30 protein-coding genes and 1 riboswitch are annotated in these 26216 nt (G+C 70.6%); of the genes, 20 read left to right on the plus strand and 10 right to left on the minus strand.

Going from position 1 to position 26216, the window contains the following annotated elements; genetic code table 11:
• Positions 1 to 56: 56 nt before the first annotated feature.
• Positions 57 to 1079 (plus strand): ABC transporter permease, encoded by a 1023-nt coding sequence (locus Drose_RS34920; RefSeq protein WP_260725469.1) that lies wholly within the window; start codon positions 57 to 59, stop codon positions 1077 to 1079.
• Here the strand turns inward: Drose_RS34920 and Drose_RS34925 are convergent.
• Together Drose_RS34925 and Drose_RS34930 are read right to left on the minus strand one after the other, a co-directional pair.
• The gene (locus Drose_RS34925) at positions 1039 to 1755 is read right to left on the minus strand and encodes an enoyl-CoA hydratase/isomerase family protein (RefSeq protein WP_390891471.1); all 717 of its coding nucleotides are present in this window, start codon (positions 1753 to 1755) and stop codon (positions 1039 to 1041) included. The genes Drose_RS34920 and Drose_RS34925 overlap by 41 nt on opposite strands.
• The gene (locus tag Drose_RS34930; RefSeq protein WP_260725471.1) at positions 1752 to 3221 is read right to left on the minus strand and encodes a glutamate--cysteine ligase family protein; all 1470 of its coding nucleotides are present in this window, start codon (positions 3219 to 3221) and stop codon (positions 1752 to 1754) included. The genes Drose_RS34925 and Drose_RS34930 overlap by 4 nt, the downstream gene beginning before the upstream one ends.
• Before the next feature lie 178 nt (positions 3222 to 3399).
• On the opposite strand from Drose_RS34930, the gene Drose_RS34935 reads away from it, so the two are divergent.
• The 3 genes from Drose_RS34935 (at position 3400) to Drose_RS34945 (ending at position 6914) form a co-directional block, all read left to right on the plus strand.
• Complete coding sequence (locus Drose_RS34935) at positions 3400 to 4599, plus strand: DUF4407 domain-containing protein (RefSeq protein ID WP_260725472.1); 1200 nt, start codon at positions 3400 to 3402, stop codon at positions 4597 to 4599.
• A gap of 245 nt (positions 4600 to 4844) precedes the next feature.
• Positions 4845 to 6452: a glycoside hydrolase family 10 protein gene (locus Drose_RS34940; protein ID WP_260725473.1), complete on the plus strand. Its 1608-nt coding sequence runs from the start codon at positions 4845 to 4847 to the stop codon at positions 6450 to 6452.
• Positions 6453 to 6488: 36 nt separating this feature from the next.
• Positions 6489 to 6914 (plus strand): SPW repeat domain-containing protein, encoded by a 426-nt coding sequence (locus Drose_RS34945; RefSeq protein ID WP_260725474.1) that lies wholly within the window; start codon positions 6489 to 6491, stop codon positions 6912 to 6914.
• Positions 6915 to 6972: 58 nt separating this feature from the next.
• Here the strand turns inward: Drose_RS34945 and Drose_RS34950 are convergent, their stop codons facing one another.
• Positions 6973 to 7170 carry a CsbD family protein gene (locus Drose_RS34950; RefSeq protein WP_313899970.1) on the minus strand — a complete coding sequence of 66 codons (198 nt, stop codon included), beginning with the start codon at positions 7168 to 7170 and terminating at the stop codon, positions 6973 to 6975.
• Positions 7171 to 7202: 32 nt separating this feature from the next.
• A complete protein-coding gene (locus Drose_RS34955) occupies positions 7203 to 7778 on the minus strand; it encodes a DedA family protein (protein WP_260725475.1) in 576 nt (191 codons plus the stop codon).
• 200 nt (positions 7779 to 7978) lie between these two features.
• Here Drose_RS34955 and Drose_RS34960 point away from each other — a divergent pair, with 200 nt between their 5' ends.
• Positions 7979 to 8698: an RluA family pseudouridine synthase gene (locus Drose_RS34960; RefSeq protein ID WP_260725476.1), complete on the plus strand. Its 720-nt coding sequence runs from the start codon at positions 7979 to 7981 to the stop codon at positions 8696 to 8698.
• A gap of 120 nt (positions 8699 to 8818) precedes the next feature.
• On the opposite strand, the gene Drose_RS34965 is transcribed toward Drose_RS34960, so the two are convergent.
• Complete coding sequence (locus tag Drose_RS34965) at positions 8819 to 9982, minus strand: APC family permease (protein ID WP_260729927.1); 1164 nt, start codon at positions 9980 to 9982, stop codon at positions 8819 to 8821.
• A 244-nt stretch (positions 9983 to 10226) separates the two neighbouring features.
• Between Drose_RS34965 and Drose_RS34970 the strand changes: the two genes are divergently transcribed.
• The 5 genes from Drose_RS34970 to Drose_RS34990 all read left to right on the plus strand — a co-directional run bounded on the left by Drose_RS34970 (position 10227) and on the right by Drose_RS34990 (position 14161).
• On the plus strand, positions 10227 to 10661 hold the full coding sequence (locus tag Drose_RS34970) for a hypothetical protein (protein WP_260725477.1): 435 nt from the start codon (positions 10227 to 10229) through the stop codon (positions 10659 to 10661).
• A gap of 71 nt (positions 10662 to 10732) precedes the next feature.
• Positions 10733 to 11257, plus strand: a complete 525-nt coding sequence (locus Drose_RS34975; protein WP_260725478.1) for a PadR family transcriptional regulator — start codon at positions 10733 to 10735, stop codon at positions 11255 to 11257.
• The gene (locus Drose_RS34980) at positions 11254 to 11925 is read left to right on the plus strand and encodes an ABC transporter ATP-binding protein (RefSeq protein WP_260725479.1); all 672 of its coding nucleotides are present in this window, start codon (positions 11254 to 11256) and stop codon (positions 11923 to 11925) included. Before Drose_RS34975 ends, Drose_RS34980 begins: the two co-directional genes overlap by 4 nt.
• Complete coding sequence (locus Drose_RS34985) at positions 11922 to 14024, plus strand: FtsX-like permease family protein (protein ID WP_260725480.1); 2103 nt, start codon at positions 11922 to 11924, stop codon at positions 14022 to 14024. Before Drose_RS34980 ends, Drose_RS34985 begins: the two co-directional genes overlap by 4 nt.
• Positions 13982 to 14161 carry a hypothetical protein gene (locus Drose_RS34990; RefSeq protein WP_260725481.1) on the plus strand — a complete coding sequence of 60 codons (180 nt, stop codon included), beginning with the start codon at positions 13982 to 13984 and terminating at the stop codon, positions 14159 to 14161. Before Drose_RS34985 ends, Drose_RS34990 begins: the two co-directional genes overlap by 43 nt.
• A gap of 9 nt (positions 14162 to 14170) precedes the next feature.
• Here Drose_RS34990 and Drose_RS34995 read toward each other — a convergent pair whose 3' ends face one another.
• Positions 14171 to 14692, minus strand: coding sequence for a GNAT family N-acetyltransferase (locus Drose_RS34995; RefSeq protein WP_390891472.1), 522 nt, complete (start codon positions 14690 to 14692; stop codon positions 14171 to 14173).
• Positions 14693 to 14825: 133 nt separating this feature from the next.
• On the opposite strand from Drose_RS34995, the gene Drose_RS35000 reads away from it, so the two are divergent.
• Positions 14826 to 15212, plus strand: coding sequence for a four-helix bundle copper-binding protein (locus Drose_RS35000; protein WP_260725483.1), 387 nt, complete (start codon positions 14826 to 14828; stop codon positions 15210 to 15212).
• Positions 15213 to 15300: 88 nt separating this feature from the next.
• Here Drose_RS35000 and Drose_RS35005 read toward each other — a convergent pair whose 3' ends face one another.
• Complete coding sequence (locus tag Drose_RS35005; RefSeq protein ID WP_260725484.1) at positions 15301 to 15930, minus strand: PH domain-containing protein; 630 nt, start codon at positions 15928 to 15930, stop codon at positions 15301 to 15303.
• Positions 15923 to 16381, minus strand: a complete 459-nt coding sequence (locus Drose_RS35010; RefSeq protein ID WP_260725485.1) for a MarR family transcriptional regulator — start codon at positions 16379 to 16381, stop codon at positions 15923 to 15925. Before Drose_RS35010 ends, Drose_RS35005 begins: the two co-directional genes overlap by 8 nt.
• Positions 16382 to 16523: 142 nt before the next feature.
• On the opposite strand from Drose_RS35010, the gene Drose_RS35015 reads away from it, so the two are divergent.
• The 5 genes from Drose_RS35015 (at position 16524) to Drose_RS35035 (ending at position 20447) form a co-directional block, all read left to right on the plus strand.
• Entirely contained in the window at positions 16524 to 17039 is a 516-nt protein-coding gene (locus tag Drose_RS35015) for a ribbon-helix-helix protein, CopG family (protein WP_260725486.1), read from the plus strand.
• A 78-nt stretch (positions 17040 to 17117) separates the two neighbouring features.
• A complete protein-coding gene (locus Drose_RS35020; RefSeq protein ID WP_260725487.1) occupies positions 17118 to 17966 on the plus strand; it encodes a DUF4097 family beta strand repeat-containing protein in 849 nt (282 codons plus the stop codon).
• A 32-nt stretch (positions 17967 to 17998) separates the two neighbouring features.
• Complete coding sequence (locus tag Drose_RS35025; protein ID WP_260725488.1) at positions 17999 to 18967, plus strand: ATP-binding cassette domain-containing protein; 969 nt, start codon at positions 17999 to 18001, stop codon at positions 18965 to 18967.
• A complete protein-coding gene (locus Drose_RS35030; RefSeq protein WP_260725489.1) occupies positions 18964 to 19755 on the plus strand; it encodes an ABC transporter permease in 792 nt (263 codons plus the stop codon). The genes Drose_RS35025 and Drose_RS35030 overlap by 4 nt, the downstream gene beginning before the upstream one ends.
• Positions 19756 to 20018: 263 nt before the next feature.
• Complete coding sequence (locus tag Drose_RS35035) at positions 20019 to 20447, plus strand: SRPBCC domain-containing protein (RefSeq protein ID WP_260725490.1); 429 nt, start codon at positions 20019 to 20021, stop codon at positions 20445 to 20447.
• A 107-nt stretch (positions 20448 to 20554) separates the two neighbouring features.
• Here Drose_RS35035 and Drose_RS35040 read toward each other — a convergent pair whose 3' ends face one another.
• Positions 20555 to 21526, minus strand: coding sequence for a helix-turn-helix transcriptional regulator (locus tag Drose_RS35040; RefSeq protein WP_260725491.1), 972 nt, complete (start codon positions 21524 to 21526; stop codon positions 20555 to 20557).
• 147 nt (positions 21527 to 21673) lie between these two features.
• Between Drose_RS35040 and Drose_RS35045 the strand changes: the two genes are divergently transcribed.
• Positions 21674 to 22069, plus strand: coding sequence for a RidA family protein (locus Drose_RS35045; protein WP_260725492.1), 396 nt, complete (start codon positions 21674 to 21676; stop codon positions 22067 to 22069).
• 106 nt (positions 22070 to 22175) lie between these two features.
• Here the strand turns inward: Drose_RS35045 and Drose_RS35050 are convergent, their stop codons facing one another.
• Positions 22176 to 23183, minus strand: a complete 1008-nt coding sequence (locus Drose_RS35050) for a coiled-coil domain-containing protein (RefSeq protein ID WP_260725493.1) — start codon at positions 23181 to 23183, stop codon at positions 22176 to 22178.
• A gap of 351 nt (positions 23184 to 23534) precedes the next feature.
• Positions 23535 to 23666, minus strand: a riboswitch (cyclic di-AMP (ydaO/yuaA leader).
• Positions 23667 to 24024: 358 nt separating this feature from the next.
• On the opposite strand from Drose_RS35050, the gene Drose_RS35055 reads away from it, so the two are divergent.
• The 3 genes from Drose_RS35055 to Drose_RS35065 all read left to right on the plus strand — a co-directional run bounded on the left by Drose_RS35055 (position 24025) and on the right by Drose_RS35065 (position 26178).
• Positions 24025 to 24867, plus strand: a complete 843-nt coding sequence (locus Drose_RS35055; RefSeq protein ID WP_260725494.1) for a helix-turn-helix domain-containing protein — start codon at positions 24025 to 24027, stop codon at positions 24865 to 24867.
• A 76-nt stretch (positions 24868 to 24943) separates the two neighbouring features.
• On the plus strand, positions 24944 to 25555 hold the full coding sequence (locus Drose_RS35060) for a dihydrofolate reductase family protein (RefSeq protein ID WP_260725495.1): 612 nt from the start codon (positions 24944 to 24946) through the stop codon (positions 25553 to 25555).
• A 68-nt stretch (positions 25556 to 25623) separates the two neighbouring features.
• Entirely contained in the window at positions 25624 to 26178 is a 555-nt protein-coding gene (locus Drose_RS35065) for a pyridoxamine 5'-phosphate oxidase family protein (RefSeq protein ID WP_260725496.1), read from the plus strand.
• Positions 26179 to 26216 lie beyond the last annotated feature (38 nt).

The raw sequence follows: 26216 nt of genomic DNA on the forward strand, positions 1-26216 counted from the left end.
GGTGTTCCGCCAGTACGATAACGTCAAAAGCGGTGAAAGCGGGATTTCTTCATGAATTGCGCGACGGCGTCACGCCGCGCGCCGGTGCGCTGCTCCTCGCGGTCCTCGCCCTCCAGCTCGGCTTCATCGCCAGCTACTTCGGGGCGTTCCACGAGCCGACCCCGCACCGCATCCCGGTGGCCGTCACCGCACCGGCCCCGGCCCTGACCGAGCTGGTCGACCGGCTCAACTCGCTGCCGGGTGCGCCGCTCGACGCGCGGGCCGTGCCCTCCGAGGAGTCGGCGCGCCGGATGATCGACCGCCGGGAGGTGTACGGCGCTTTCGTCGTCTCGGCGCAGGACGCCACCGATCGGCTCATCATCGCCAGCGGTGCCGGAGCGAGCGTCGGGCAGGCCCTCGTCCAGATCTTCACGCCGCTCGAGGACCAGCAGGAGCGGGCGTTCACCACCGAGGACGCGAAGCCGGCCCAGCTCGGCGACGCTCGCGGCCTGTCCGGCTTCCACCTCGCGCTCGGCTGGGTGGTCGGGGGCTACCTCGTCGCGATCGCGGTCAGCGCGAGCAAGGGCTCCCGGCCGGCCAACCCGCGGCGGGCGCTCGTCCGCCTGGGTTCGCTGCTGGCGTACGCGCTGCTGGCCGGCATCGGCGGGGCTCTCGTCAGCGGCGCCGCCTTCGGCGCGATCGACGGGCACCTGGGCCGGCTGTGGTGGTTCGGCGCCCTGCTGGTGTTCGCCTCGGGCTGCTGCACGATGGCGCTGCAGGCCGCGTTCGGCTACGTCGGCACCGGCCTGGCCGTGCTGCTGTTCGTCGTCCTGGGCTGCCCGAGCGCGGGTGGCGCCTATCCCGCCCCGCTGCTGCCGCCCTTCTGGCGGGCGGTCGGCCCGTGGCTCCCGCCGGGGCTCGGCACCGAGGCGATCCGCGGCATCGTCTACTTCGACAGCGTCGGCGTCGGGCGGTCGGCGCTGATCCTCGCCGGCTACGCGCTGACCGGTGCCGTCGGCACCCTGGTCGTGGCCCGGATCACGCGGCCGAGGCCGGTGGTCATCCCGCCCAACCGAAGTCTGGTGCCCGTTTCGCGGTGAACGCCGCGACCCCCTCGGCAAGCTCCTTCTCGTCCTGCGCCGGGGGTTTCCGCCCGTCGACCACGGCCTTGGCCGCGTGGATGGTCAACTGGGACCGCTGCGCGAGTGTCCTCGCGACCGCGCCGGCGTCCTCGCCGATCCCGTCGATCAACCCGATGCGCAGCGCGGCGGGCGCGTCGATGAGCTCCGCGCCGAACAGCAGGAGCTTCGCCCGGGCGGGGCCGACAAGCGCGGCGAGCCGGCGGGTGGTCGACGGCGGGTAGACGATGCCGAGCTTCGCCGGCGTGCTGCCGAACCGCGCGTCCGCGGCGGCGAAGCGCAGGTCGCAGGCGACCGCGAGCTGGCAGCCGCCGCCGACGCAGTAGCCCTCGATCGCCGCGATCGTCGGCTTCGGGAAGTCGGCCAGGGCCCGCTCGGCCCGCACCGCGATGCTCTCGTCGCCGTCCCGGGCCAGCGCGGCGGCCTCGGCGATGTCGGCGCCGGCGCAGAACGTGCCGCCCGCGCCGGTGAGGACCACGACCTTCACGGACGGGTCGTCGCGCAGGCCGTCGAGCAGCGGCGGCAGTGCCCGCCACATGTCGCCGGTCATCGCGTTGCGCTTGGCCGGGTTGGTGATGACGATCGTGACGACCGGCCCGGCGACGCCGAGGGCCAGTTGCCCGGTCGCGCCGCTCACCATTCGTGGACGGGGATGTTGGAGTGCATCCTGGGAAGGTACTCTTGCAGCAGTTTCCGCATCGTGTCGTCCCGCTCGACGGGACCCCTGCCCTCGATGGCATGTGCAGTCTCGACCTGCCAGGTGGCGCCGTTGCGGTGCGACAGGCACCGCTGCTCGATGACGCCGAGCAGCCGGTCGCACTGCGCCGGTGCGACACCCCAGCCCGCCAGCCCTTCGTGGGCGAGCGGCAGCAGACGCCGCAGCACCAGCTCGGTCACCGGCACCGAGCCGAGGCCGGGCCAGAACAGGGTCGCGTCGATGCCGTGCCTGGCGGCGTTGTGGAAGTTCTCCTCCGCCACGCCGAACGACATCTGTGTCCACACCGGTCGGTCCTGTTCGGCGAGCCGGCGCACCAGGCCGAAGTAGAAGGCGGCGTTGGCCATGCTGTCGATGACGGTCGGGCCGGCCGGCAGAACCCGGTTCTCGACCCGGACGTGCGGCCTGCCGTCGACCACGTCGTAGATCGGCCGGTTCCAGCGGTAGACGGTGCCGTTGTGCAGCCGCAGCTCACCGAGGTGCGGCACGCGACCGGCCTCGAGCGCCGCCACCGGGTCCTCGTCCTCGCAGATCGGCAGGAGCGCCTGAAAGTACCGCACGTTCTCCTCGAACAGGTCGAAGATGCTGGTGATCCAGCGCTCGCCGAACCAGACCCGCGGCCGCACGCCCTGCGACTTGAGCTCCTCGGCCCGCGTGTCGGTGGCCTGCTCGAACAGCGGGATGCGGGTCTCCCGCCACAGCTCCCGGCCGAACAGGAACGGCGCGTTGGCCCCGAGCGCCACCTGGGCACCGGCGATGGCCTGGGCCGCGTTCCAGTACGCCGCGAACTGCTGCGGCATCACCTGGAGATGAAACTGTACGGATGTGCACGCGGCCTCGGGCGCGATGGAGTCGCACCGCACGTTGAGCCGCTCGACGCCGTCGATGGCGATCCGCAGGTCCTCGCCGCGCGCCGCGAAGATCTGCTCGTTGAGCAACGCGTACCGGGGGTTGGCCGACAGCACGTCGGGAGTTAGCTGGTCCCGCCGGAGCGTCGGCAGGATGCCGATCATGGCCAGCCGCGTGTCGACGCCGGCGGCGTGCTCCTCGGCGGCGTTCAGGCTCTCCCGTACCTGTGCCTCGAACCTGGCCAGGCCCTCACCTTCGAGCCGCTGCGGCGGCACGTTGATCTCGATGTTGAACTGCCCGAGCTCGGTCACGAAGGCCGGGTCGGCGAGCGCGTCGAGGACCCGCTGGTTGCGCAGGGCCGGATCGTGCTGCTCGTCGACGAGGTTGAGCTCGATCTCGAGCCCGCTCATCCCGAGCCCGTCCTCGAAGGGTGAGTCGGCGAGCATCCGCGCGAAGGCATCGAGGCATTGGTGCACCTTGTCGCGGTACCGCATCCGATCCTCGCGGCTGAACTCGCGTGTCTCGACGTCTTTGCCCATGGGATGCCACCTCCGCGGGTGTGCCGTCCTCATGGCATACCACGCCGGGCGCGTTTTTACTCCCGCATCCCACGGGGGCTCAGCTCGCGTGCGGTCGCGGCCCCAGACCCGCGGGTACGCTACGCACAGCTCCGGAAAACCCTGCAAATGCGACTAATCCTCGCGTAGCGTCATGCGCATGGCCGGGCGCTCCTTCTTGCTCAGAGTCGCCAACGTCAACCCGGCGAACGTGCGCACCCACACCGACCGGGCGCTGTACCGCTCGATCGGGGTGTTCATCCTGTTGTACGGCGGCTACGCGATCGTCGGTGCCGCGACGTTCGTCGACGCCTCCACCAACTACACGCACCCCTGGTGGCAGTGGCTGGTCGGGCCGCCGGTGGCCGCCGCCGTCATCGCCTACGACCGCGCGGTCGTGGGACGGGTCGCGGTGAACTACGAGCACCTCGAGTCGGACGATCCGCACCAGCTCCTGCGACGCCGCACGGTCGGCCTCTACGCCGGCCGGCTGCTGCTCGCCCTGCTCTTCGCGATCGTCATCACCGAGCCGTTGATGCTGGCGCGGTACAAGGGCGAGATCGACGCGTACCTCGGGACGGTCCACAACCACGAGCTGTCCCGGCTGGAGCGGAGCGGCGCCATCGCCGCGTTTCAGGGCCAGGTCGACGCGCTGCGGGCACAGGACGCGGCCGACGGCGCCGCGGTCGAGGACCTGCACCGGCTCGCCGCCGACAAGCGCAAGGAGGCCACGGCGGTCTACGACCAGGCGCTCGCCGACTCCCGCGCCGACGGCGTGAGCCGCCGGGCCGGCTGCCCGCCGGGCGGGTTCTGCGACTCGCTGGTCCAGCAGTCCCGGCTGCTCAACGCGGAGGCGACGCGCCTGGACGACGAGGCGTCGGCGCTGCGCGCGGCACAGGAGCCGGCCCGGCAGTCACGGGCGGCCCAGATCGCCGCGCTCAGCGAGCAGATGGCCGAGCAGCGCGCCGCCAACCGCCGGTCGGTCGAGGCGAACGCGGGCTTCGGCGCGCGGACGACCGCGATGTGGCACCTGGTGCGGGCGGACTTCTGGGGCTTCGGCTTCTTCTACCTCGGCATCGCCGCGCTCCTGGTCTGCCTGGACTGCGCCGCAGTGTGGCTGAAGCTGGTCTCGTACGGCAACGCGTACGAACGCACCGAGGCCCGCGAGGCCCGCCGCCGCGAGCTGTCCGAGACCAGGCGCCACGGGCAGGAGCTCCGCGTGGCCGAGGCCGCGACCGCCGTCGCGGGCGACGGCTTGCACACGGCGGTGCAGGAGCAGCACCTCCTCGACGCCGCGGTGGCGCAGGCCACGGCCCGCCTGATGGCCGAGCTGGAGACCCAGTCCACCCCCACCCGCTGACTTATCCCCCATCTCCCCCGTCGATCTTGCAAGGCCCACGAAGTTCAACCCGGCAACCCCTCCTCGCCCGTTGATCTTGCAGTTATGGTGCCTGACAAACCCGGACATCGCGGGAGTGTCGTGGCACCACAACTGCAAGATCAACGGGCGAGGAGGGGCGGGGAGGACTGCATCGCATGGGCCGTTCGTCCCGAAGTTGGCGAATCGCTTGCCACCCGAACCCCGTCGGCGGGCAGACTGGGCCGGTGCGTCACCGACCGTCCCGCCGCCCGCCGGTGCTGCCCGTCGTCATCGGCATCGTGCTGGCGATCGTCGCCGGCGTCGGGGCGGTCCGTGCGGTGTGGGTCAGCGGCAGCACCGGCGAGGGGGCAGGCACCAGCGAGGCCCGCGTCGACAACCGCGCCGACCGGGCGTCCCGCGGCGACGCGCGGTGCGACGGCGCGCCGTTGACCGCGCCGAGGGAGCTGCGCGGCATCTGGATCACCACGGTCGACAACATCGACTGGCCGAGCCGGCGCGGTCTGCCCGACGATCAGATCAAGGCCGAATACCTCGGCTGGCTCGACCTCGCGCGGCAGCGGAACCTCAACGCCGTCTTCGTCCACGTGCGGCCGAGTGGTGACGCGCTGTGGCCGTCACAGTACGCGCCCTGGTCGGAGTGGATCACCGGGGTTCGCGGCAAGGCGCCCGGCTTCGACCTCATGAAGTGGATGATCGACGAGACCCACGCGCGGAACATCGAGTTTCACGCCTGGTTCAACCCGTACCGGGGCAGCCAGCCGGCCCCCAACGGCGCCGGGCCGGACATCAACGCGCTCGCGCCGGACCACCCGCTGCGCAAGCACCCCGAGTGGGCGGTCGTCTACCCGTCGGTGGGCACGACCGGCAGCCGCCTGCACTTCAACCCCGGTATCCCGGAGGCGCGCGAGTTCGTCGAGGACTCGATGCTCGAAGCCGTCGAGAAGTACGACGTCGACGGCGTGCACTTCGACGACTTCTTCTACCAGTACCCGGTCGGCGATCAGGACTATCCGGACGAGGCGGCCCATCGGCAGTACGGCGGCGGCAAGTCCAAGGCCGACTGGCGCCGGGACAATGTCAACAAGCTCGTCGAGGAGATGAGCCGGCGCATCCACAAGCTGAAGCCGTGGGTGAAGTTCGGCATCAGCCCGTTCGGCATCTGGCGCAACACGACGGCCGACCCGGCGGGATCGCCGACACGCGGCCTGCAGAGCTACGACGAGATCTATGCCGACACGCGACTGTGGGTGCAGCGGGAGTGGCTCGACTACATCGTTCCGCAGTTGTACTGGCACATCGGCTTCGACGTCGCGGACTACGCCAAGCTGCTGCCCTGGTGGGTCAACGTCGTCAAGAACACCCGCGTGCAGCTCTACATCGGGCAGGCCGACTACCGGGTCGGCCAGTCGGGGGTCTGGTCGGACCCGGCCGAGCTCGACCGCCAACTCGCCCTCAACCGCACGTATCCACAGGTGACCGGCAGCGTCCACTTCAGCGCGAAGAGCATGCGCGGGGACGCGCTCGGTTCCGTGTCGAAGTACGCGGCGCACTTCTACTCGACGCCGGCGCTCCCGCCGGTGATGGCGCACCTGCCCGATCACACGCCGGACGCGCCGAAGGTGACCAGGCAGGCCGGCGGCGACAAGGTCACGCTGCGCTGGCAGAGCAAGGGCGCGTCGGCCGCCGTGTACCGGGTCGACGGCGGGAAGGCGCACCTCGTCGCCACGAGGCGCGGCGGCGACGGCGAGTGGAGCGGCGCGGCGGGCACGTATTGCGTGACGGCTCTGGACCGGTCCTGGAACGAGAGCGCACCTGCCATACCGGCCGGGTGAACCTCCTTCATCCGCCGGTTGTCGATGCTTCGCCGCATGACCAGCTTCATCTCGGACCAGGACTTCACCACACCCGCGCACATCCGCGTGACCCTGGACGACGTCAAGCACGAGGAGCGGCGCGAGCCCCGGGCCAAGGGGTCCTCGGCGCCGTTCCACACGCTGGTGTTCCTGGCCGCGGTGTGGCTGGTGGTTTCGGCGGTGCCGATCGGCTATCTGGGCGCCGGCCGCTATGACGTCTTCTGGAGCGACGCCGTCACCGGCATCACGATCGCGATCGTCACCACCATCCGGCTCCTGCATTCGATCCCGGCCTTCGCGTGGGTGACCGGCGGACTGGCCGCCTGGCTGCTCGCGGCTCCCCTGGTCCTCCAGTACGGCTGGTCCAGCGCGACCGCCAACGACATCATCGTCGGGGTGCTGATCCTCGCCTGCACCGCGCTGAGCGCCGCCGACGACTGAACGGGCACCGAAAGGGCCGCCCTCCTCGCCGGTGGGCGGCCCTATCCGTCGCGGCGGGTCAGCGGTCGAACGCGTCCTTCATGTTCCGTCCGGCGTCCTTCACGTGGTCGCCGGCCTGCTTGGCCTGCGCGGCGGCGCGCTCGGCAGCGCCCTCGGCCTCGAGCCGCTCGTTGTCCGTGGCGTCGCCGTACTTCTCCTTGGTGGCGCCCTTGAGCTCTTCAGCCTTGTGCTCGACCTTGTCCGTGAAGCCCATCATCGATCCCTTCCACGTTTCGGGTCTTTGCCTTGCTACACAGATGTCTGCCCGTAACCGCGGCGGCGCAAACGCAACCGCCCGACCCAGGTCGTCACACCCGTCACGGCCAGCGACACCGCCACCCCCAGACACGCCGAGGCGACGGGGTTGGTGAAGACGTGACCGCCCAGGTATCCGAGGCCGACCATGTAGCAGCTCCACAGCAGCGCACCGACCAGCAGCGCCGGCAGGAAGCGGTGGCGCGGGAACCGCGTGTAGCCGGTGACCAGCGCGACCGCGGTGCGGCCCAGTGGTACGAACCGCCCGGCCGCGACGATCGCCCCGCCACGCCGCTCCAGCACGCCGGCGACTCGATGCCGGTGTTCCCGCCGGAGCCACCGGTCGAGCAGGCGGTGCCCGCCGCGCCGGGCGGTCTCGTGGGCCAGCAGGTCGCCGACCGCGACCGCGGTGACGGCGGCCAGCAGCACCACGGCCGGGTGCAGGTGTCCCTCGGCGGCGAGCGCGCCGCCCGCGATGACGCTCGTCTCCGCCGGGACGACGGGGAGCAGGCAGTCCACCACGAGCAGCACGAAGATCACCGCATATGCCCAGCCGGCCAACGCTTCCATGGGTTCCAGCCTGCCGGGACACGGCGGCCAGCGCAGCGGTGCCACCACGCCGAACCGGGGTGGGGATTTCCCTACCCCGGGCCGCACCACGTTGCCGGTCATGCCGGTCATGACGATGCGGTTCCCGCGAGATCACCGGTCCGCTCGAACTCCTCGGCCCTCGTCGCGCCCCCATGCCGCCGTCGTGCGATGTTAGGGCGATGTGGGCGGAGTTTCGCAAGCGCGTGATCCTGGAGGACGACGGGATCCTGGTGCTGGACAAGCCGGTCGGCGTCTCGGTGATGGGTGAGCGGCACGAGTCCGACCTGGTGCGCATGGCCGCCGAGGCCGGCGAGAGGCTCTTCCCGGTCCACCGCATCGACAAGGTCACTTCCGGGGTCGTGCTCTTCGCGAAGGACCTGTCGGTCCACGGGGGCCTGACCCGGCAGTTCAACAAGCGGACCGTCGACAAGACCTATCTGGCGGTCACCCGGCCGGGTGGACTGCCCGGCCGCGGCCGGATCGACCTGCCGCTCAGCGTCGGGCGCAAGAACCGCGTGCGGATCGCCGCACCCCGGGAGAGCATCCAGGCCGACCTCACCGCGGCACCCGTCGCCACCTGGACCGTGCCGCCGGAGGCGGTGTTCGACCAGGTGCCGACGTACCCGTCGGTGACCGACTTCCGGGTCCACGCCGAGACGGACGACGTCGCGCTGCTGGAGGCGAATCCGCTGACCGGCCGGCGGCATCAGATCCGGGTCCAGCTTGCGTGGATCGGCCATCCGATCCTCAACGACCCGCTGTTCGACAAGGCCGCCACCGGCCGCACGCACCTGCACTCGTGGCGGTTGGCGTTCGACCTGGCCGGGAAGCGGATCACCGTGGAGGCCCCGCCCGACGCTGAGTTCCTGGCCCCGACCGGGCGGACGGCGCCGCACTAGCAACCAAGGCCGCGAAGTTCAGCCGTGCGGTCGTCCGTCAACCCCGGTGTTGCGCCCCGTGACAGTGACGCACAGTCGTGCGGACGGCATCTCTCGCTCGCGGCCTTGCACGAGCAACGGTCAGGCGGTCCTGGCACCACCACGGCGGCGGATCAGCCAGACGCCGGCGCCGACCGCGAACATCGCCAGGCCCCACAGCACCGACGGTAGCGGGAGCGTGGCCGCCAGGACGAGGCAGCCCAACAGGCCGACGACCGGGACGAGGCGCCGGGCGGACTCCAGGGTGAAGGCCGAGGCGTTCGCGATCGCGTAGTAGACGAGCACGCCGAACGACGAGAAGCCGATCGCGCCCCGCAGGTCGACGAACAGCACCAGCAGGAGCACCGCGAGGCCGACCACCGCCTCGGCGCGGTGCGGGTTCCGCCGCCCCGGGTGGACCGCCGACAGCACGTGCGGGAGGTGCCGGTCGCGAGCCATCGCGAACACCGTCCGGGACACGCCGAGGACTAGGGTGAGCAGCGCGCCGAGGGCCGCGACCGCCGCACCGGCCCGCACGACCGGCGCCAGCCGTCCCGCGCCGGCCGCCTGCACGACGTCGGCCAGCGGAGCCGTCGACGCGGCGAGCCGGGCCGGGCCGAGAGCGGTCAGCGCGGCAATCGCCACGGCGGTGTAGACGACCAGCGTGATGCCGAGCGCGATCGGGATCGCCCGGGGGATGGTCCGCGCCGGCTCCTCGACCTCCTCGCCGAGGGTGGCGATGCGCGCGTAGCCGGCGAAGGCGAAGAACAGCAGGCCCGCGGCCTGGAGCACGCCCCACCCGGACACCTCCGGACCGCCGCCGGAGGGCGCGTGCGGGCCGGTGACCCCGGCGACCGCAACGGCGGTGAGCACGGCGACGACCAGCCCGACGACGATCCGCGTGGCGAGTGCCGACTTCCGCACGCCGAAGAGGTTCAGCGCGGTCACCGCGGCGACGGCCGCCAGCGCCGTCACCCGCTCGTGGCCGGGGAACGCGTAGGCGCCGAAGGTCAGGGCCATGGCCGCGCACGACGCCGTCTTGCCGATGACAAAACCCCAGCCGGCGAGGTAGCCCCACAGGTCGCCGAGGCGCCGCCGGCCGTAGACGTAGGTGCCGCCCGACTCCGGGTACAGCGCGGCGAGGCGCGCCGAGGACGTGGCGTTGCAGTAGGCCACGACGGCGGCGACGGCCAGTGCGGCGAGGAGCCATCCGCCGGCGGCACGGGCGGCCGGGGCGAAGCCGGCGAAGACGCCCGCGCCGATCATGGCGCCGAGCCCGACCAGTACCGCATCCGGGGTCTTCAATCGCCGGGCGAGCCGAGGAGTCGTCACCCGCAGAGTCCAACACACCGGAGGAAACAGCAGGTGACGTCGGGCCTCCTCCGCCACCTGGCCCGACCGGCGAGGGTAGTGGCGGGCCCACCGTCACCCCGCGGGCCCACACCCGGCCCGCGCCCGGTCATCATGGGCTCTGCCGGAAGTCACGATGCCGGAGCGAAGCGGAGGGGGCATGACGGACCTCAGGGACGCCACCTGTGTGGCCTGCCCGGCGCAGGCGCTCGCCGTCGGCGCGTTCGACGTCACCGACCGGCCGCGTCAGGACACCCGCTACGACCCCGGCCTCGGCTGGCGGGTCCACCGGATCACCGGCGCCCCGACCTGCGTGCACCCCTACCGGGTGGGAATGCCGCCGGGTCGCTACGCGTCGGCGGGTGAACCCCTGCCGTCCCCCGGCGACCATGGGCGCCCGGTGCCGACCGACGAGGACCTCGTGCTCCCCGATGACGTGACGCTGCTCGAGGCGTGGCTGATCGCGACGGTACGGCGAGCGCCGGCGAACGGGCTGGCCCGCACGCTCCGGAGGGCCGAGGAGCGCGCGGCCGCCCGCTTCGGCGATCGGGACGTGCTCATCGCGCTGCGCCGGGTGTTGTCGTACGAACTCTGAAGGCCACGAGGCCGGTCGATATACCCTCGGGGTATATACGCGGAGTATACGCGCAGGGTATGGTCGCCGGTATGAGTGTGCCGCTGACTCTCCTCGGCCTGCTGGAGCGCGAGCCCAGCCACGGCTATGACCTGAAGCGCGACTACGACACCTTCTTCAACAGAGGCAAGCCGCTGCCGTTCGGGCAGGTCTACTCCACCCTCGGCCGGCTCGCCCGCGACGGCAAGATCGTGATCGGCGAGGTCGAGCCGGGTGTCGGGCCGGAGCGGAAGCGATACGTCATCACCGAGCTCGGCGCGACCGAGGTCGACGCCTGGCTGACCGAGCCGGTGGAGGCCGAGCCCAACCTGCAGACGATCCTGTTCACCAAGGTCGTGCTCTCGCTGATGCTGGGCCGGCCCGCCGAGGAGTACCTCGACATGCAGCGGGCCGCGCACCTCAAGCGGATGCAGGAGCTCACCGCGATCAAGCGCGGCGGCAGCCTCGTCGACGCGCTGCTGGCCGACCACGGGCTGTTCCACCTGGAGGCCGACCTGCACTGGATCGACACCACGATCGCCCGGCTGGACGCGTTGCGGAAGGTGGTCCGGCGATGAAGGCGATCGAGGCGCGCGACGTCGTCCTGTCGTTCGGCGAGACCCCGGCGCTGCGCGGCGCGACCCTGTCGGTGGCGCCGGGCGAGATCGTCGCCATCATGGGGCCGAGCGGCTCGGGAAAGTCGACGCTGCTGCACTGCCTGGCCGGCATCCTCGTGCCCGGCGCGGGTGAGATCCACTTCGACGGGCGCCGGATCGACACCCTGAACGAGAACGAGCGCAGTGTCCTGCGCCGCGACCGCTTCGGGTTCGTGTTCCAGTTCGGACAGCTCGTGCCGGAGCTGACCGCGGAGGAGAACGTCGCACTGCCGCTGCTGCTCGGCGGGGTGAAGCGCGCGGCCGCGCTGCGGGAGGCCCGGCCGTGGTTCGAGCGGCTCGGGCTGGGCGGGCTGGAGCGGCGCCGGTCCGGTGAGCTGTCCGGCGGGCAGGCGCAGCGGGTCGCGCTCGCGCGGGGCCTCGTCGCACGACCCGGGGTGCTGTTCGCCGACGAGCCCACCGGCGCCCTCGACTCGCTCACCGGCGAGCAGGTCATGGAGCTGCTGGTCGGCTCCGCCCGGGAGCAGGGCACGACCGTCGTGCTCGTCACGCACGAGGCCCGGGTCGCCGCGTATGCCGACCGGCAGGTCATCGTGCGCGACGGCAAGGTGAACGCGCTGGTGCACTCGTGACCGGCACAACCGGTCCGGAGCGGACCCGAGGGGGCATGATCCGGTTCGGGCTGCGGCTGTCTTTGGCCGGCGGGCGCGAGGCCGCCACGCGGCTGGTCATCATCGCCGCCGCGGTGGCCCTGGGCGTCGGCATGCTCCTGGCGACCGTCGCCGGCATGAACGCGGTCGACGCGCAGAACCAGCGGTACGCCTGGCTCAACACCGCCGTCGCGCCGGACACCGGCGCCGGTGATCCGCTGCTGTGGAGCCTCCGGGAGGACTACTACCACGGCGACTCCATCGGCCGGGTCGAGGTCGCCGGCCTGGGCCCGGGCGCACCGGTCCCGCCGGGCATCCCCCGCCTGCCGGCCCCGGGCGAGTTCTACGTCTCGCCCGCCCTGGCCGACCTGCTGCGCACCGCGCCGCCGGCCGAGCTCGGCGACCGGTTCCCCGGCCACCAGGTCGGTGTCATCGGCCGTGACGCGCTGCCCTCCCCCGACTCGCTGCTGATCGTCATCGGCCGCACCCCCGCCGATCTGGAGCGGCTCGAGGCCAAGCGGGTCACGCAGATCATGACGACCGACCCGAGCGACTGCGCGGGCTGCGTCGTCGGGATCGACGGCGACGGCATGACGCTCGTGCTGTCCGTGGTGGCGGCCGCGCTGCTCTTCCCCGTGCTGATGTTCATCGGCACCGCGACCCGGCTCGCCGCCACCCGCCGGGAGCAGCGCTTCGCGGCGCTGCGGCTGATCGGCGCCACGCCGCGCCAGATCTCGCTGATCTCGGCGGTCGAGTCGACGCTCGCCGCGGCGATCGGGACCGTGGCCGGCTTCGCCCTGTTCTTCGCGCTGCGGCCCGGGATCGCCGCGATCTCGTTCACCAGCGATCCGTTCTACCCGGCCGACCTCTCGCTCACCGTGAGTGACACGCTGCTCGTCGCACTCGGCATCCCGGCCGGCGCCGTCGCGGCGGCCTGGCTGGCGCTGCGCCGGGTGCAGATCTCGCCCCTGGGCGTGACTCGCCGGGTGACGCCCAGGCCGCCGCGCGCCTGGCGGCTGATCCCGCTGGCCGCCGGCCTCGCCGAGCTGACCTACTTCATCGGGCGCCGACCCGAGACGTCGAACCAGCAGATCGTCGCGTATCTGAGCGGGTTCGTCCTGATCCTGATCGGGCTGGTGCTGGCCGGGCCGTGGCTGACCATGGCCGGCGCTCGGGTGCTGGCCGGACGCGCGAGCCGGCCCGCCACCCTCATCGCCGGGCGGCGGCTCGCGGACGACCCGCGGGCGGGCTTCCGATCGGTCAGCGGGCTGATCGTGGCCCTGTTCGTGACCAGCGTGGCGAGCGGGGTGATCACGACGTACGTCGCCAACCGGGGTGAGCCGCGCACGGACTCGGTGGCCGCGACGTCGCTGTCGAAGTTCTTCTACCCGGAGGACGGCCCGGTGCCGGCCGCCGACCAGGTCCCGGCCGCCGAACTGGCGGCGATTCCCGGTGTGCGCAGCGTGACGATCGTGCACGAGAACCCGGACCGGAACCCGGGCGAGCACGGCTGGCAGGGGGTCATCACGTGCGCCGAACTGGAGCGCCTGGCGGTGTTCGGCACCTGCGCGCCGGGCGCCCAGGTCGTGTCGGTCTTCCCGGACCTGATCGGGCCGCGGGCATTCTCGCTCGAGTCGTCGATCGAATGGGAGGCCGCGCCGGTCGCCCCCGCCGACGTCGACAAGCAGCCGATCGTCTCCGTGGTCGTCGACACGACCAGCCGGTCCGCCTTCGAGCGGGCCAGGACGGTGCTGATCAAGGCGTTTCCCCAGGGGCGCTTCCCGGCCAGCGTCGGCGAGTGGGAGGCCAACTCCGCCCAGCTCATCATGCAGTTCCAACAGCTCGCCAACGTGATCATGCTGTGCAGCCTGCCGATCGCCGGTTGCAGCCTGGCGGTGAGCGTGGCCGGCGGCCTCAGCGACCGGAAACGGCCGTTCAGCATGCTGCGGCTCACCGGGGTCCAGCTCAGGACGCTGCGCGGGTCGTCGCCCTGGAGACGGTCGTACCGCTGCTGGTCGCCGCCGCCGTGGCGATCGGCATGGGCTTCCTGGCGGCGCACCTGTTCCTGCGGGCGCAACTGAACTACACGCTGCTCGCGCCGCACGTCTCGTTCTACCTGCTGGTCGCCGGCGGGATCGCGGTGTCGCTGGCGATCATCGCCGCCACGCTGCCGCTGCTGCGCCGGATCACCGGCCCGGAGACGGCCCGGAACGAGTGATCGCCCGGCCTACCAGACGTCGCCGTCGCGCCAGTCGCAGGCGATCGGCTCGGTGAGGTCGAGCCGGAGCCCGTCGGCCGGCGGCAGCACGAAGGTACTGTCATCGTCGTCGGGTGTGCGGGTGAGCCCGTCCGGCGCCACGACCGAGGTGGGCCCCTGCCACGACCGCCAGCCGCGGCGACGGTAGAACCCGTCCACGCCCTCCGCGGCGGACAGCGCGCCGAGGTCGTAGGCGGCGCGGACGACCCGCTCCAGCTCGGCCATCACCAGCCGGGCGTGGCCCCGCCCGCGCCGCTCCTCCTCGACCGCGAGCGCCTCGACGTAACCGGTGCGCAGGGCCCTACCCCGGTAGTAGAGCCGTCGCTGGACGAGAGCGGCGTGGGCGACCACCAGGTCCGCCTCGACGATCACGGCGTGCAGGCCGCCGAGCGCGTGCTCCCAGTCGGCGTCCTCGAACTCGCCGTCGAAGGCCCGATCCAACAACGCCCTGATCTCCCGGCGCCGGTGCGGTCCCAGGTCGGCGGTGTGCATGAGATGAACAACGGTCGCGGTCACGATGCGATTGTCCGCTAGGCGGCTTGAACGAGCGGCCGCCGGGTAGCCACGGGGCGGAAGTCCGGCCGACCCGAATTGGAGATCCCTCGTGACGTCCACCGTGACACCGATGCTCGAGACCTACCCACAGCCCACGGTCATCGACCGGGCCATGCTGGCGACCGCCATCGACGCGATCACCGGCTGCGCCGAGACGTGCACCGCATGCGCCGACGCCTGCCTCGGCGAGGAGATGGTCGACCGCCTCGTGCGATGCGCCCGGCTCGACCTCGACTGCGCCGACATCTGCGCGGCGACCGCGCGGGTGCTGACCCGGCAGACGGGATTCGACGTCAGCCTCGTCCGTGCCCAGCTCGAGGCGTGCGCGGTGGCCTGCCGGGTCTGCGCGGACGAGTGCGCGAAGCACGCCGCGACGCACCAGCACTGCCGCATCTGCGCCGAGTCCTGTCGCCGCTGCGAACAGGCGTGCCGGGACATGCTGTCGGCGATGCGCTGATCCCGTCGGGCGCAACGCTCTGAACAGGTGGCGGCGGGCTCCCCGGCGGTCCGGAGCCCGGCCGCCGTACCTCTCCCTCGCGGGCTCGTCACGCACGTGAAGCGGCCTGCGCCAGCGCTTCCGGGTCGTCCGCGTAGAACCGGACCCTCCGGACCGGTCCGTCGACCTTCTTCAGCGACACCGCCACGGGTCGGCGCAGCTCGATCTCCATGTTGGTCTGGCCCGACACGACGATGTGCACCGTGTCATGCTCCACCTGCACCGTTCCGCTGCCGGCCAGGAACTTGCGACCAGGCCGTACCGCCGCGATGTCCGCCCACGGGATCAGCACGTCGATGAAGAATCCGTGGCGCAGGCGGATCCCTCGGTCGTCGACGACGTGCAGGTGAACCTTGTACGCGGCGAGGATGCCGAACATCCACACCAGCCCGTAGACGCTGAGGAGGTCGACGGCGAGCCGGACGACGGGCCACGGCAGGATGAGATGGAAGGCCACCGTCTCGACGGCGGAGACGATGATGAAGGCCCAGAGGACGGCGTTGAGCGGCTTGATGTAGCCGAACGCCGCGCCACCCGGCCCGTGGGTGGGCCGGCGGAGGATCCACAGCGCCAGGCTGCGCCACATGTTGCCCTCGATGGCCACGACCTTGCGGGCGATCCCTTTGACGGGACTCTCGTTCGCATTCGCGGGGCCCTCGTCCACGGATCTCTCACTCATGAGTCTTCAGCCCTTCGGCCTTGAGCCGGCCGACGACGTCCGCGAGCCCGTCGAGGAGCCCGTGGAATCGTGTGGCCGGCATGTCGGCGAACAACAGTGCGGCGAACTCGCGCTGCTCGGCCTCCAGCGTCTCGACGAGCCTGGTCCCGCGCCGGGTCAACGTCACGAGCGTGGCCCTCCTGTCCGTGGGGTGCGGTTCTCTGCTCACCAGGTCGGCGCCGGCGAGCCCGTCGACCAGCCCGGTGATGTTGCGAGCGCTGACCTCGAGGGCTTCGGCAAGCTCCCGCTGCGTCACCGGGCCTCTCCGCCTGAGGGCCCAGAGAACGGCCGCTCGGGCGGGGGTGAGCTGGTCAGCCGCAAGCCGGCGGCCCATGTCGGCGTTGAGCAGCACGACAAGCTCGAGGACCAGGTCGAGGGCCCGGTGCCGATCCCGCGCGTTCACAGCGCTCATTGTGATGCTCCTTCATCATGATGCTACTTCACTATATCGGATCGCCGACCCGACGCCAGGCCGGCGCCAGAGTGGTGCCATCCTGAGCCAGACTGAGCCAAATTGGCTTGTTTATGGTGCCACCATGTGCCATAGTGATGCCATGGACCTGACCCCGTATGTGGCCTCCCTCGGTCGTGAGCTGCTGACGGCCGTGGAGACCGGTGGTGACGACACCGCGTTGATCGAGCGGTTGACCGTGTCGATGGAGTCGGCGATCCGGCTCGCGCTGCTCGAAGCGCTGTCGGCCGCCGCCGACGAGATCACCAGGGAGCTGGCTCCCGGTTCGGTCCAGGTTCGCCTGCGTGGCCGTGACCCGGAATTCGTCGTGACACCGCACCAGGTGGAGCAGCCGCGGCACGACACCACCGACCGGGGTGCGGTGCCGCCCGACGACGCCGCGACGGGTTTCGAGGACGGTGCCACGACGCGCATCAACGTCCGCCTCCCGGAGCAGCTCAAGGCCGCGGTCGAGGAAGCGGCCGGCAAGGAGGGCCGGTCGGTCAACGCGTGGCTGGTGCGGGCCGCCTCGACCGCGCTGCGAGCAGCGGAACGTGACCGCGGCTCCGACCGGCGCGGCAAGCCCAACGCGCAGCACTACACCGGCTGGGCGCGCTAGCCGAGCCCGGCCCCACGCTTTTCCTTCCACGCCCCCACCAGCGGGGATGTTCTTCCGACCCATCTCGAGGGGACAGCCATGCCTGTTTTCGCCACCCCGGCACCGATTGCCGTCACGATCGAACTCTCCGTCGGCGACGTGCGGCTCATCGCGAGCGACCGCACCGACACCGCCGTCGAGGTACGGCCGAGCGACGACTCCGACGGCTCCGACGTGAGGGCCGCGCAGCAGACCCGCGTCGAGTACGCCAGCGGCACGCTGACCGTGCGCGGGCCGAAGGCCCGGGTGTTCGACTTCTCCAAGAAGACCAGGTCGGTCGCCGTGCTCATCGAACTTCCCGCCGGCTCGGCGGTGCACGGTGACGTGTCGGTCGGGGATGTCCACAGCACCGGCGTGCTGGGGGAATGCCGGTTCAAGACCTCCGTCGGGCACTACCGGCTCGACCGGACCGGCCGGCTCCGGCTGGACACCACCGCCGGCCACATCACGGTCGAGACGATCGCCGGTGACGCCGAAGTCGCCACCGGCAGCGGACGGGTCCGCATCGGCGAGATCGGCGGAGCCGCGGTCATCAAGAACTCCAACGGCAACACCGACATCGGCACCGTCACCGGCGAACTGCGCGTGCGCGCGGCCAACGGCGACATCTCCGTCGACCGGGCCGACGCCGCGGTGGAAGCCAAGACCTCCAACGGAACCATTCGGGTCGGCACGGTCGCACGCGACTCGGTCGCGCTGCACACCGCGGCGGGCGACGTGGAGATCGGTGTCGCCGCGGGCACCGCCGCGTGGCTCGACCTGAAAACCGGGCACGGGCGGGTGGACAACGCGCTGGACGACATCGGCCAAGGACCGCAGCCGTCCGAGGAGACCGTCGAAGTCCACGCGTACACCTCCTTCGGCGACATCACCGTCCGCCGTTCCTGACCAGACCTCGCAGACCCCTCGGAGGGCATCCCATGACCACGCCATCCCAGCCGGCGATCACGGCGACCGGACTGCGCAGATCGTTCGGCGACCACGTCGTGCTCGACGGCATCGACCTGAACGTTCCGCGGGGCACCGTCTTCGCACTGCTCGGCGCGAACGGAGCGGGCAAGACCACCACCGTCAAGATCTTGTCGACGCTGATCCGCGCCGACGGGGGCAGCGCACGCGTCGCGGGCCACGACCTGACCGCCGAGCCCGACGCGGTCCGCGCCGCGATCGGCGTCACCGGCCAGTTCTCCGCGGTCGACAACCTGCTGACCGGCCTGGAGAACCTGACCCTGATGGCCGACCTGCACCACCTCGGCCGGGCGGCGGGCAGGCGCAGAGTCGCCGAACTGCTCGACCAGTTCGACCTGGCCGACGCGGCCAAGAAACCGGTCGCGACCTATTCCGGCGGCATGCGCCGGCGGCTCGACCTCGCGATGACCCTGATCGGCACACCCCAGGTGATCTTCCTCGACGAGCCGACCACCGGCCTGGACCCGCGCAGTCGCCGCGGCATGTGGCAGATCGTACGAGAGCTGGTCACGGATGGCGTCACCATCTTCCTCACCACGCAGTACCTGGAAGAGGCCGACGAACTCGCCGACCGGATCGCCGTCCTGGACCACGGCAAGATCGTCGCCGAAGGCACTGCGGACGAGCTCAAGCGCCGCATCCCCGGCGGCCACGTCCAGCTACGGTTCGCCACCCTCCGCGACCTCGAGTCCGCGGTGCGTGCCGTGAGCAGCACCGCGGGCCAGGCGTCCCGCGACAGCGACGGGCTCGCCCTGCGGGTGCCGCACGACGGCAGCCTCCGCGCGCTGAAAGCCCTGCTCGACCGGCTCGACGCCAACGCGGTCGAGGTCGACTCGCTGAGCGTGCACACCCCGGACCTCGACGACGTCTTCCTCGCCCTCACCGGCAACCCCGACAACCAGAAGGTGGCCACGCGATGAGCACCATGTCGTACGCACTGACCGACTCGGCGACGATGCTGCGCCGCAACCTCAAGCGAATGGTGCGCTACCCGTCCATGACGGTGACGCTCATCGGCATGCCGATCGTCTTCCTGCTGCTGTTCGTCTACGTATTCGGCGGCACGCTCGGCGCCGGGATCGGCGGCCCCGCCGGCGGACGGGCAGAATACGTCAACTACGTCACCCCCGCGATCATCCTGATGACGATCACCGCCGCGGTCCAGGGCACCAGCATCTCCGTCGCCATGGACATGACCGAAGGCATCGTCGACCGGTTCCGCACCATGGCCATCGCCCGCGTCTCCGTCCTGACCGGACACGTCATCGGCAGCCTCGTCCAGACGATGCTCGGCATCGCCATGGTCACCGGCGTCGCACTGCTCATCGGCTTCCGGCCGACGGCCGGCCTCGGCGACTGGCTCGCCCTTGCCGGCGTCCTCGTGATGATGGCCTTCGCCTTCATCTGGCTTTCGGTCGCGCTCGGTCTGGCCAGCAAGACCGTCGAGTCGTCGAGCAACGTCGGCATGCCGCTCATCCTGCTTCCGTTCCTCGGCAGCGGGTTCGTCCCGACCGACTCGATGCCCACCGCACTGCGCTGGTTCGCCGAGTACCAGCCGTTCACCCCGCTCATCGAAACCATCCGCGGTCTCCTGATGGGCACCCCGATCGGCAACAGCGCCGCCATCGCCATCGGCTGGTGCGTCGCCATCGCCCTCGGCGGCTATCTCTGGTCGAAGAAGCTGTTCAACCGCGAGTCCACCCGATAGATCAATCGCGCCGTCACGCTCGCACAACTCGCCGAGCACCCGATGTCACTGATCTGGCGCGATGACAACCCGCATCCCGCACTCGGCCGGCTTCGCGACTACCTCCCCGATGTCATGAGCCAAGGCGACGTGCGCGGTACGCGACAGCGCCTGACGCTGGACCGCAACAATGACCTTGGAGCGTGGCCGACTCGCATGAATGCCACGTGTCATGGGTACTTCGCAACCGTAGACGGTCAACCGCAAGGATGGGAGGAAGACCGATGACCGGCAGGATAGCGACGGCCGCCGTTGACATCGCCGCCACCCCGCAGCGGGTGTGGACGGCGCTCACCGACCCGGACGAGATCGAAAAGTACATGTTCGGCTCCCGGGTCGAAACCGACTGGAAGCCGGGCAGCCCGATCGTCTGGAAGGGCGAGTACGAAGGCCGCCGATACGAGGACAAGGGCGAAGTGATCGAGGTCCAACCCGACCGCCGCCTCGTCGTGACCCACTTCAGCCCACTGTCCGGGCAGCCCGACGAGCCGGACAATTACCACACGCTCACCTACGAACTGCAGGGCTCCGGCAGCAGCACCCATGTCGAACTGCGCCAGGACAACAACGGCAGCGCCGAAGAGGCCGAGCACTCGGCCGCGAACTGGCAGATGATGCTCGGCGGCCTGAAGCAGCACCTCGAGGCCGAGTAGCTGGAGAGGCTCCGAAGCCGCCGGATCCAAGGCGGGTTCCCTGGGGCGCACTGGGTCCTTCCGAGCGCCCGAGGCTTCGGCCAGTCGCGGGCGGCGGGCGCAAACGCTCAGGACGCGTCTTCGTAGCGGGTGACGATCGCGGCGGCCCGGTTGCGCAGGGAGGCGCGCAACGACTGCGGCGCGAGGGCTTCCACGTTCATGCCGAGCTGCCACAGCGCCCATTCGGCGTGTCGTGAATCCTGGTAGGTGACCTCCAGCCGTAGCCAGCCGCCTGCGTCGGGTTCCTCGACGCGGACGGCCAGTGCGGTGCTCAGCAAGTCTTCCCGCCGCGCCGGGTTCACCCGCACCAGCACGGTGATATGTCCGTCGGACAGAAACTGCGCGCAGCGTTCCTGCCAGATCCGGTCCAGATCGACCTGGTTCGGTCGCTGTGCCGGTTCGGGGAGTTCCTCGGCGGCCAACACGCGCGAGAGCCGATAGGTGCGGTCCGCGCCGGACCTCGTGGCCAGCAGGTAGCTCCGGTCGCGCACGGTGACCAGACCGATCGGGTCCACCGTGCGCCACTGTGGTGTCTGGCCCGTGGCCGCGTAGTGGATGCGCAGCTTGTGTCCGGCGAGCACCGCGCGCCGGACCTCGATCATCGTGGTGTGCGGCACCTTCTCGGTGACCAGCCGACGTGAGAGCAGGTCGGTCTCCGGCTCGACGAGAAATCGCTGGGCCGCGTCGCTCGCGGTGGTCCGATGGCTTTCGGGCAGCGCGTCGACCACCTTGCGCATGGCCGAGGCGAGCGCCGAGCCGAGGCCGAACACCTGCTCGCCGCGCCCCGATCCGGCGGTCAGCAGGGCAAGAGCCTCGTCGTGGTTCAGTCCGGTGAGCTCGGTCCGGAAACTGGGCAGCAACGCGAAACCGCCGTGCCGGCCGCGCTCGGCGTGGACCGGGACACCTGCCGCGGACAGCGCCTCGATGTCGCGCAGCACGGTGCGGGTGGAAACCTCCAACTCGCGGGCCAGCACGTCGGCGGTCAGCCGACCGCGCCGGCGCAGCAGCAGCACCAGCGAGACCAGCCGGTCGGCGCGCATACGAGAACTTTATCGGAATACACGACACAGGATGTCGTGATTTGTTGGGAGGCTCGTCGACACGACGTCAGAAAGGCGGCCACCGAGCCGATGGACGTACCTCCTCTCAACGAATCGAACACCGAATCGAATGGAGCTGATGTGGCGATGGAACGAACGGCGGTCAACCCGGTGACGTGGTCGGTGGAGATGGGATTCAACCAGGGTGAGCTCGTCTCCGGGCACACCCGGACCCTGTACTGCTCCGGGCAGACCGCGATGAGCGGCGACGGCAAGCCCCAGCATGAGGGTGACATGGCTGCACAGTTGGCGCTGAGCCTCGACAACCTGGAGGCCGTGCTCGGCGAGGCCGGCATGTCCCTGGCGAACCTCGTGCGGCTCAACGTCTACACCACCGACGTCGACCTGCTGTTCCCGCACTACGGCGTGCTGGCCTCACGGTTGGGCGCGGCCGGGGTGGCACCGACCACCACGATGCTCGGGGTGACACGGCTGGCGATCCCCGGCCAGATGGTCGAGCTCGAGGGAACGGCCGTCGCGTAACGCGACCTCGCCGCCTCCGCTGCTCGTGCCGGTGGCTCCGCGGACATGGCCGAACCCGACCCCGCGCACCCGCGCGGTGTTGGGTTCGGGCCGCCCGGTATTCGCGCTACTGCATGGACAGGTGGACGTGGTTGTAGTGGTCGCCGGCGGGGGTGCCGTCGCCGCCGTAGGACTTCCAGCCGCTGCTGGGCTGCCAGATCCGCTTGTACCAGATCACGTACTTCACGCCGAGGTTCTTCGCGTTGGCCACGCACCACGCCGCCAGGTTGTCGCCGTAGGTCTTGTCGGCGCCGGTCGCTCTGGCGTTGACGAACGTCTTCGCGTTGGCCGAGAAGTCGCATGCCTTGCCCAGCGGGTGATCCCCACCACCGCCGCCGCGGTAGCACGACGTGTAGTGCGTGTAGCCGGCCTGGCGCGCCGCGTTGTAGGCGTTGAGCATGCGGGACGAGATGCAGCCGCTCGTCGTCGGGTCGTCGAGCGTGCAACCCTCCTTCGGGTAGGAACCGTCGGCGTTACGCCCCACCGAACCGGTGGTGACCTTGCCCCCGGCCGGGGCACCGCTTGTCGTTCCTCCGCCGCCGGCCTTGCGCAGGGCGTCCTCGGCGGCCTTCTTGTTGGCCTCCATGATCTTCAGTTGCGCCTGCTGGTTGGCGATCGCCGCGTCGAGATCGGTGCGCTGCTGCTCCAGCCGCTTGCGGGTGGCGGCCAGCTCGCGCAGCGCCCGGTCGTCGCGGGACAGCACGTATTCGACCGTGACCATGTTGTGCAGCATGGTCTCCGGGTCGCCGCTGCCGATGACGACGTTGGCCAGGCTGACCCGGCGCCCGCGATAGGCGGCGCTGGCCACCACACCGGCCGACGCCTCCAGCTCGGACACGCGGGCCTGGGTCTTCGTCAGCTCCTCGCCGATCGCCGCCTGATCGGCGACGGACTTGTCGAGCCGCCCCTTGGCGTCGTTGTACTCCGCGAGCGCCTTGTCCAGCGCCTGCCGGACGGTGAGGTTCTGCCCGCCGTCCTCACCGGGCTCGGCGGCCGCGGGGTTGACGACCCCGATCACCAGCAGGAGCGCGGTGGTCAGCAGGGTAAGGACGAACGGTGCGCGCCGACACGCCATGGCGACCTCCTCGTGACGTTGGCTGACGCCGTGAGTGTCATGCCCGAGCAGTCGTAACCGTCCGGTCCGGCGGCGCCCGAGATGTGAGGTCTGCCGATCAGTGAGCACGCCTTCGTCGCAGCGGTGCCGCCGGGACCACCGGGATGGTCCACCGGACAGGCGACAGGCTTGAGCACGCCGGTCGCGCCGCCGGTGCCGTAGACCTGCCGACGCCGCTTCTGCGATTCGGCGAACTTGCCCTCGATCTCCTTCGCGACGACGGCCGTGACGGCCGCCAGCGCCGGCAGGCTCGGGCGGGCCAAGTGAGTGTGGACGCGTCGTGGACGGCGTAGCGGCACGTGGAACCGACTCCATTCCTCCATGGACCGCCTACCGGGTTAGCTGACGGGTTCGGGCGGGAAGATCGCCCTACCGCAAAACGCGGATGCACCCCAAGACGTGCGATGGTTCCCCGGCTCGTTGCCGATTCGGCGGCGCCGACCGTACAGGCCGACGGTTGCCGAAGATAGTCACTGCCCGCGACGAGCACAAGGCCACCTCCGATTCGATGTAGGAGACGCCTCGATTCACGGCCATGGTTGCCAGAACGGCAATGAGGCCAACACATCCAGTCATCAACATGACGACCCGTCCCTGTTGGCAACGCCACACCGCACCTCACCGTACATCTCCTAGCATAGATAGGATAAAGAACCGCGACGGGCATCGATGATGTGCGAAAACCGGCACCGGATGCCCGCCGCGTGAACCATCGCCCGGCTGAGCAGCGGCGACCCCGGTCCGGTGCGGCCGAGTGCGGCAGGGCACGACGAGTTCCTGTGGGTTCGGCCACACTGGGTCCATGGAGTACGTCGGCCAGGTGCCCGCCCCGCCGCTCGACCGGTTCATCGACGACATGTACTGCCTGACCGGGGTCCCGCGGTACCGCCGAATGAACGTCCCGCCGATGCCGTCGGCACACCTGTTCGTCAACCTGGGCGAACCCGTCCGCGTGTGGGATTCCGACCCTTCGGTGCCGCCGGCACTGTTCACCGACGGGTGGTTCATGGGTGTCTGGACCAGGCGGTTCCTCTTCGAGTACCCCACCCGGGTGCGGCTCGTCGGGGTGCACTTCAAGCCTTGGGGGATGTCGCCGTTCGTCGACATGCCGGCGACCGAGCTGCGGGACCGATGGGTGCCGGTCGACGCCGTCTGGCAACGGTCCTTGGACCGGATTCGCAACCAGGTCGGCGACATCACATCGGCCACCGAGACGCTGCGGGTGCTGGAGGAGGAGCTGCGATCGCGACTTGCTGAGGCGTTCTCGGGCGGTCTCGGCCTGGTCCAGCACACAGGCGGGCGGTTGGCGGCGTCCCACGGCGCGGTCTCGGTCGGTGCACTGGCCGATGCCGCCGGGGTGAGCGGCACCCACCTGGCCACACAGTTCAAGTCCCACGTCGGGGTGACTCCGAAGCGGGTGGCGCGGATCTACCGATTTGCGCGGCTGATCCTGTCCGTGGACGCTCTGCGTCCGGTCGACTGGTCGCAGCTCGCTCAAACGGCGGGCTACTTCGACCAGGCCCACTTCGGCAGGGAGTTCAAGGACTTCACCGGCCACACCCCGACCGAATACCTGGCCCTGCGGCGCCGGTTCCCGGCCGAGCGGGGGTTCCCGCCGGACAGCGGTCCGATGCCCCTTGTTTGATTTTTTACAAGCCCGGTCGCCCCAGAGGGCGACAACATCGGGGGGTCAACTGCGCAAGACGAGTCGAGGAGCACCTGTGGCCACAGTGATCATGCACAACGTGGTGTCGGTGGACGGCTTCATCGCCGACGAGAACGACGACGTCGGGCCACTGCACGATTGGTACTTCAACGGCGACACGCCGATCGCCGAAGGCCGCGACCAGCAGTACGACCATTCCGGAGTCGGAAGCCGCTTCAAGGTCTCGCGCGCATCGGCGGAGTACGTCCGGCCGATGTGGGACGGCATCGGCACGATCGTGCTGGGCCGGCAACTGTTCGACCTGATGAACGGCTGGGAGGGCCATCCGCCCGTGGGCGACCACGTGGTCGTGGTGTCCCACCGGCCCAAACCCGAAGGCTGGCACCCCGAGGCGTCGTACCACTTCCTCGATGACGTGACAGCCGCGATCGACAAGGCCAAGGAGCTCGCTGGGGAGCGAGACGTCGCCGTGAACGCCGGCGATGTGGGCGGCCAGATCTTCGCGGCCGGCCTCGTGGACGAGGTGGCGATGGATGTGGTGCCCGTCGTGTTCGGGTCGGGCAAAAGGTACTTCGGCCACATCGACAGGCAGCATTTGCTGGAGGATCCCCCCGTGGTCGTCCAGGGTGACGGGGTACTACACCTGAGGTTCAAGGTACGCCGATAGACCCGTCGCGCCGCACGACATCGGTGCCGCTGGCGGCGACCGATCGTCCGACAGGAGGGCGTTTTGCGATGACAGCCGACGATATCGCCGCACACGCGCGGCAGTTGCTCGACGCGAACGGTTACCTGACCCTCGGCACGGTCGACCCGAGTGGCCGGCCCTGGACCTCCCCGGTCTACTTCGCCGCGTCCGGCCTTCGTGAGTTCTACTGGTGCTCCCAGACCGACGCCGAGCACTCACGCAACCTCACCGAACGCCCGCACGTGAGCATCGTCGTCTTCGACTCCTCCGTCGCGCCCTACCACGGCCGTGCCCTGTACGCGGTCGGGCCTGCGTGCGAGCTGCGAGGCAACGATCTTGAGCGCGGACTGCAGGTGTACCCCGGGCCCAGCGACCGGGGCGCCACCGCGCTGACCCGGGACGACGTGACCGGCTCCTCCCCGTACCGCCTCTACCGGGCGACGGCGACCGACCTGTGGGTCCTGTGCCCACGCGAGCCGGGACAGCCATGCCCGCTGCACGGTCTCGCCAAGGACCATCGAACCCGCGTCGAAGAGGAATCCGTACTGATGCTCCAGCATCGGGCTGAACGGGATCCGGACGGCAGCGCCGTGGCGCCCTGAGGCCAGGCATAGGCCGCGTTCAGCGCCGGGTCGGCACC

It is taken from the genome of Dactylosporangium roseum (genome assembly GCF_025264685.1).
Classification (GTDB): domain Bacteria; phylum Actinomycetota; class Actinomycetes; order Mycobacteriales; family Micromonosporaceae; genus Dactylosporangium; species Dactylosporangium roseum.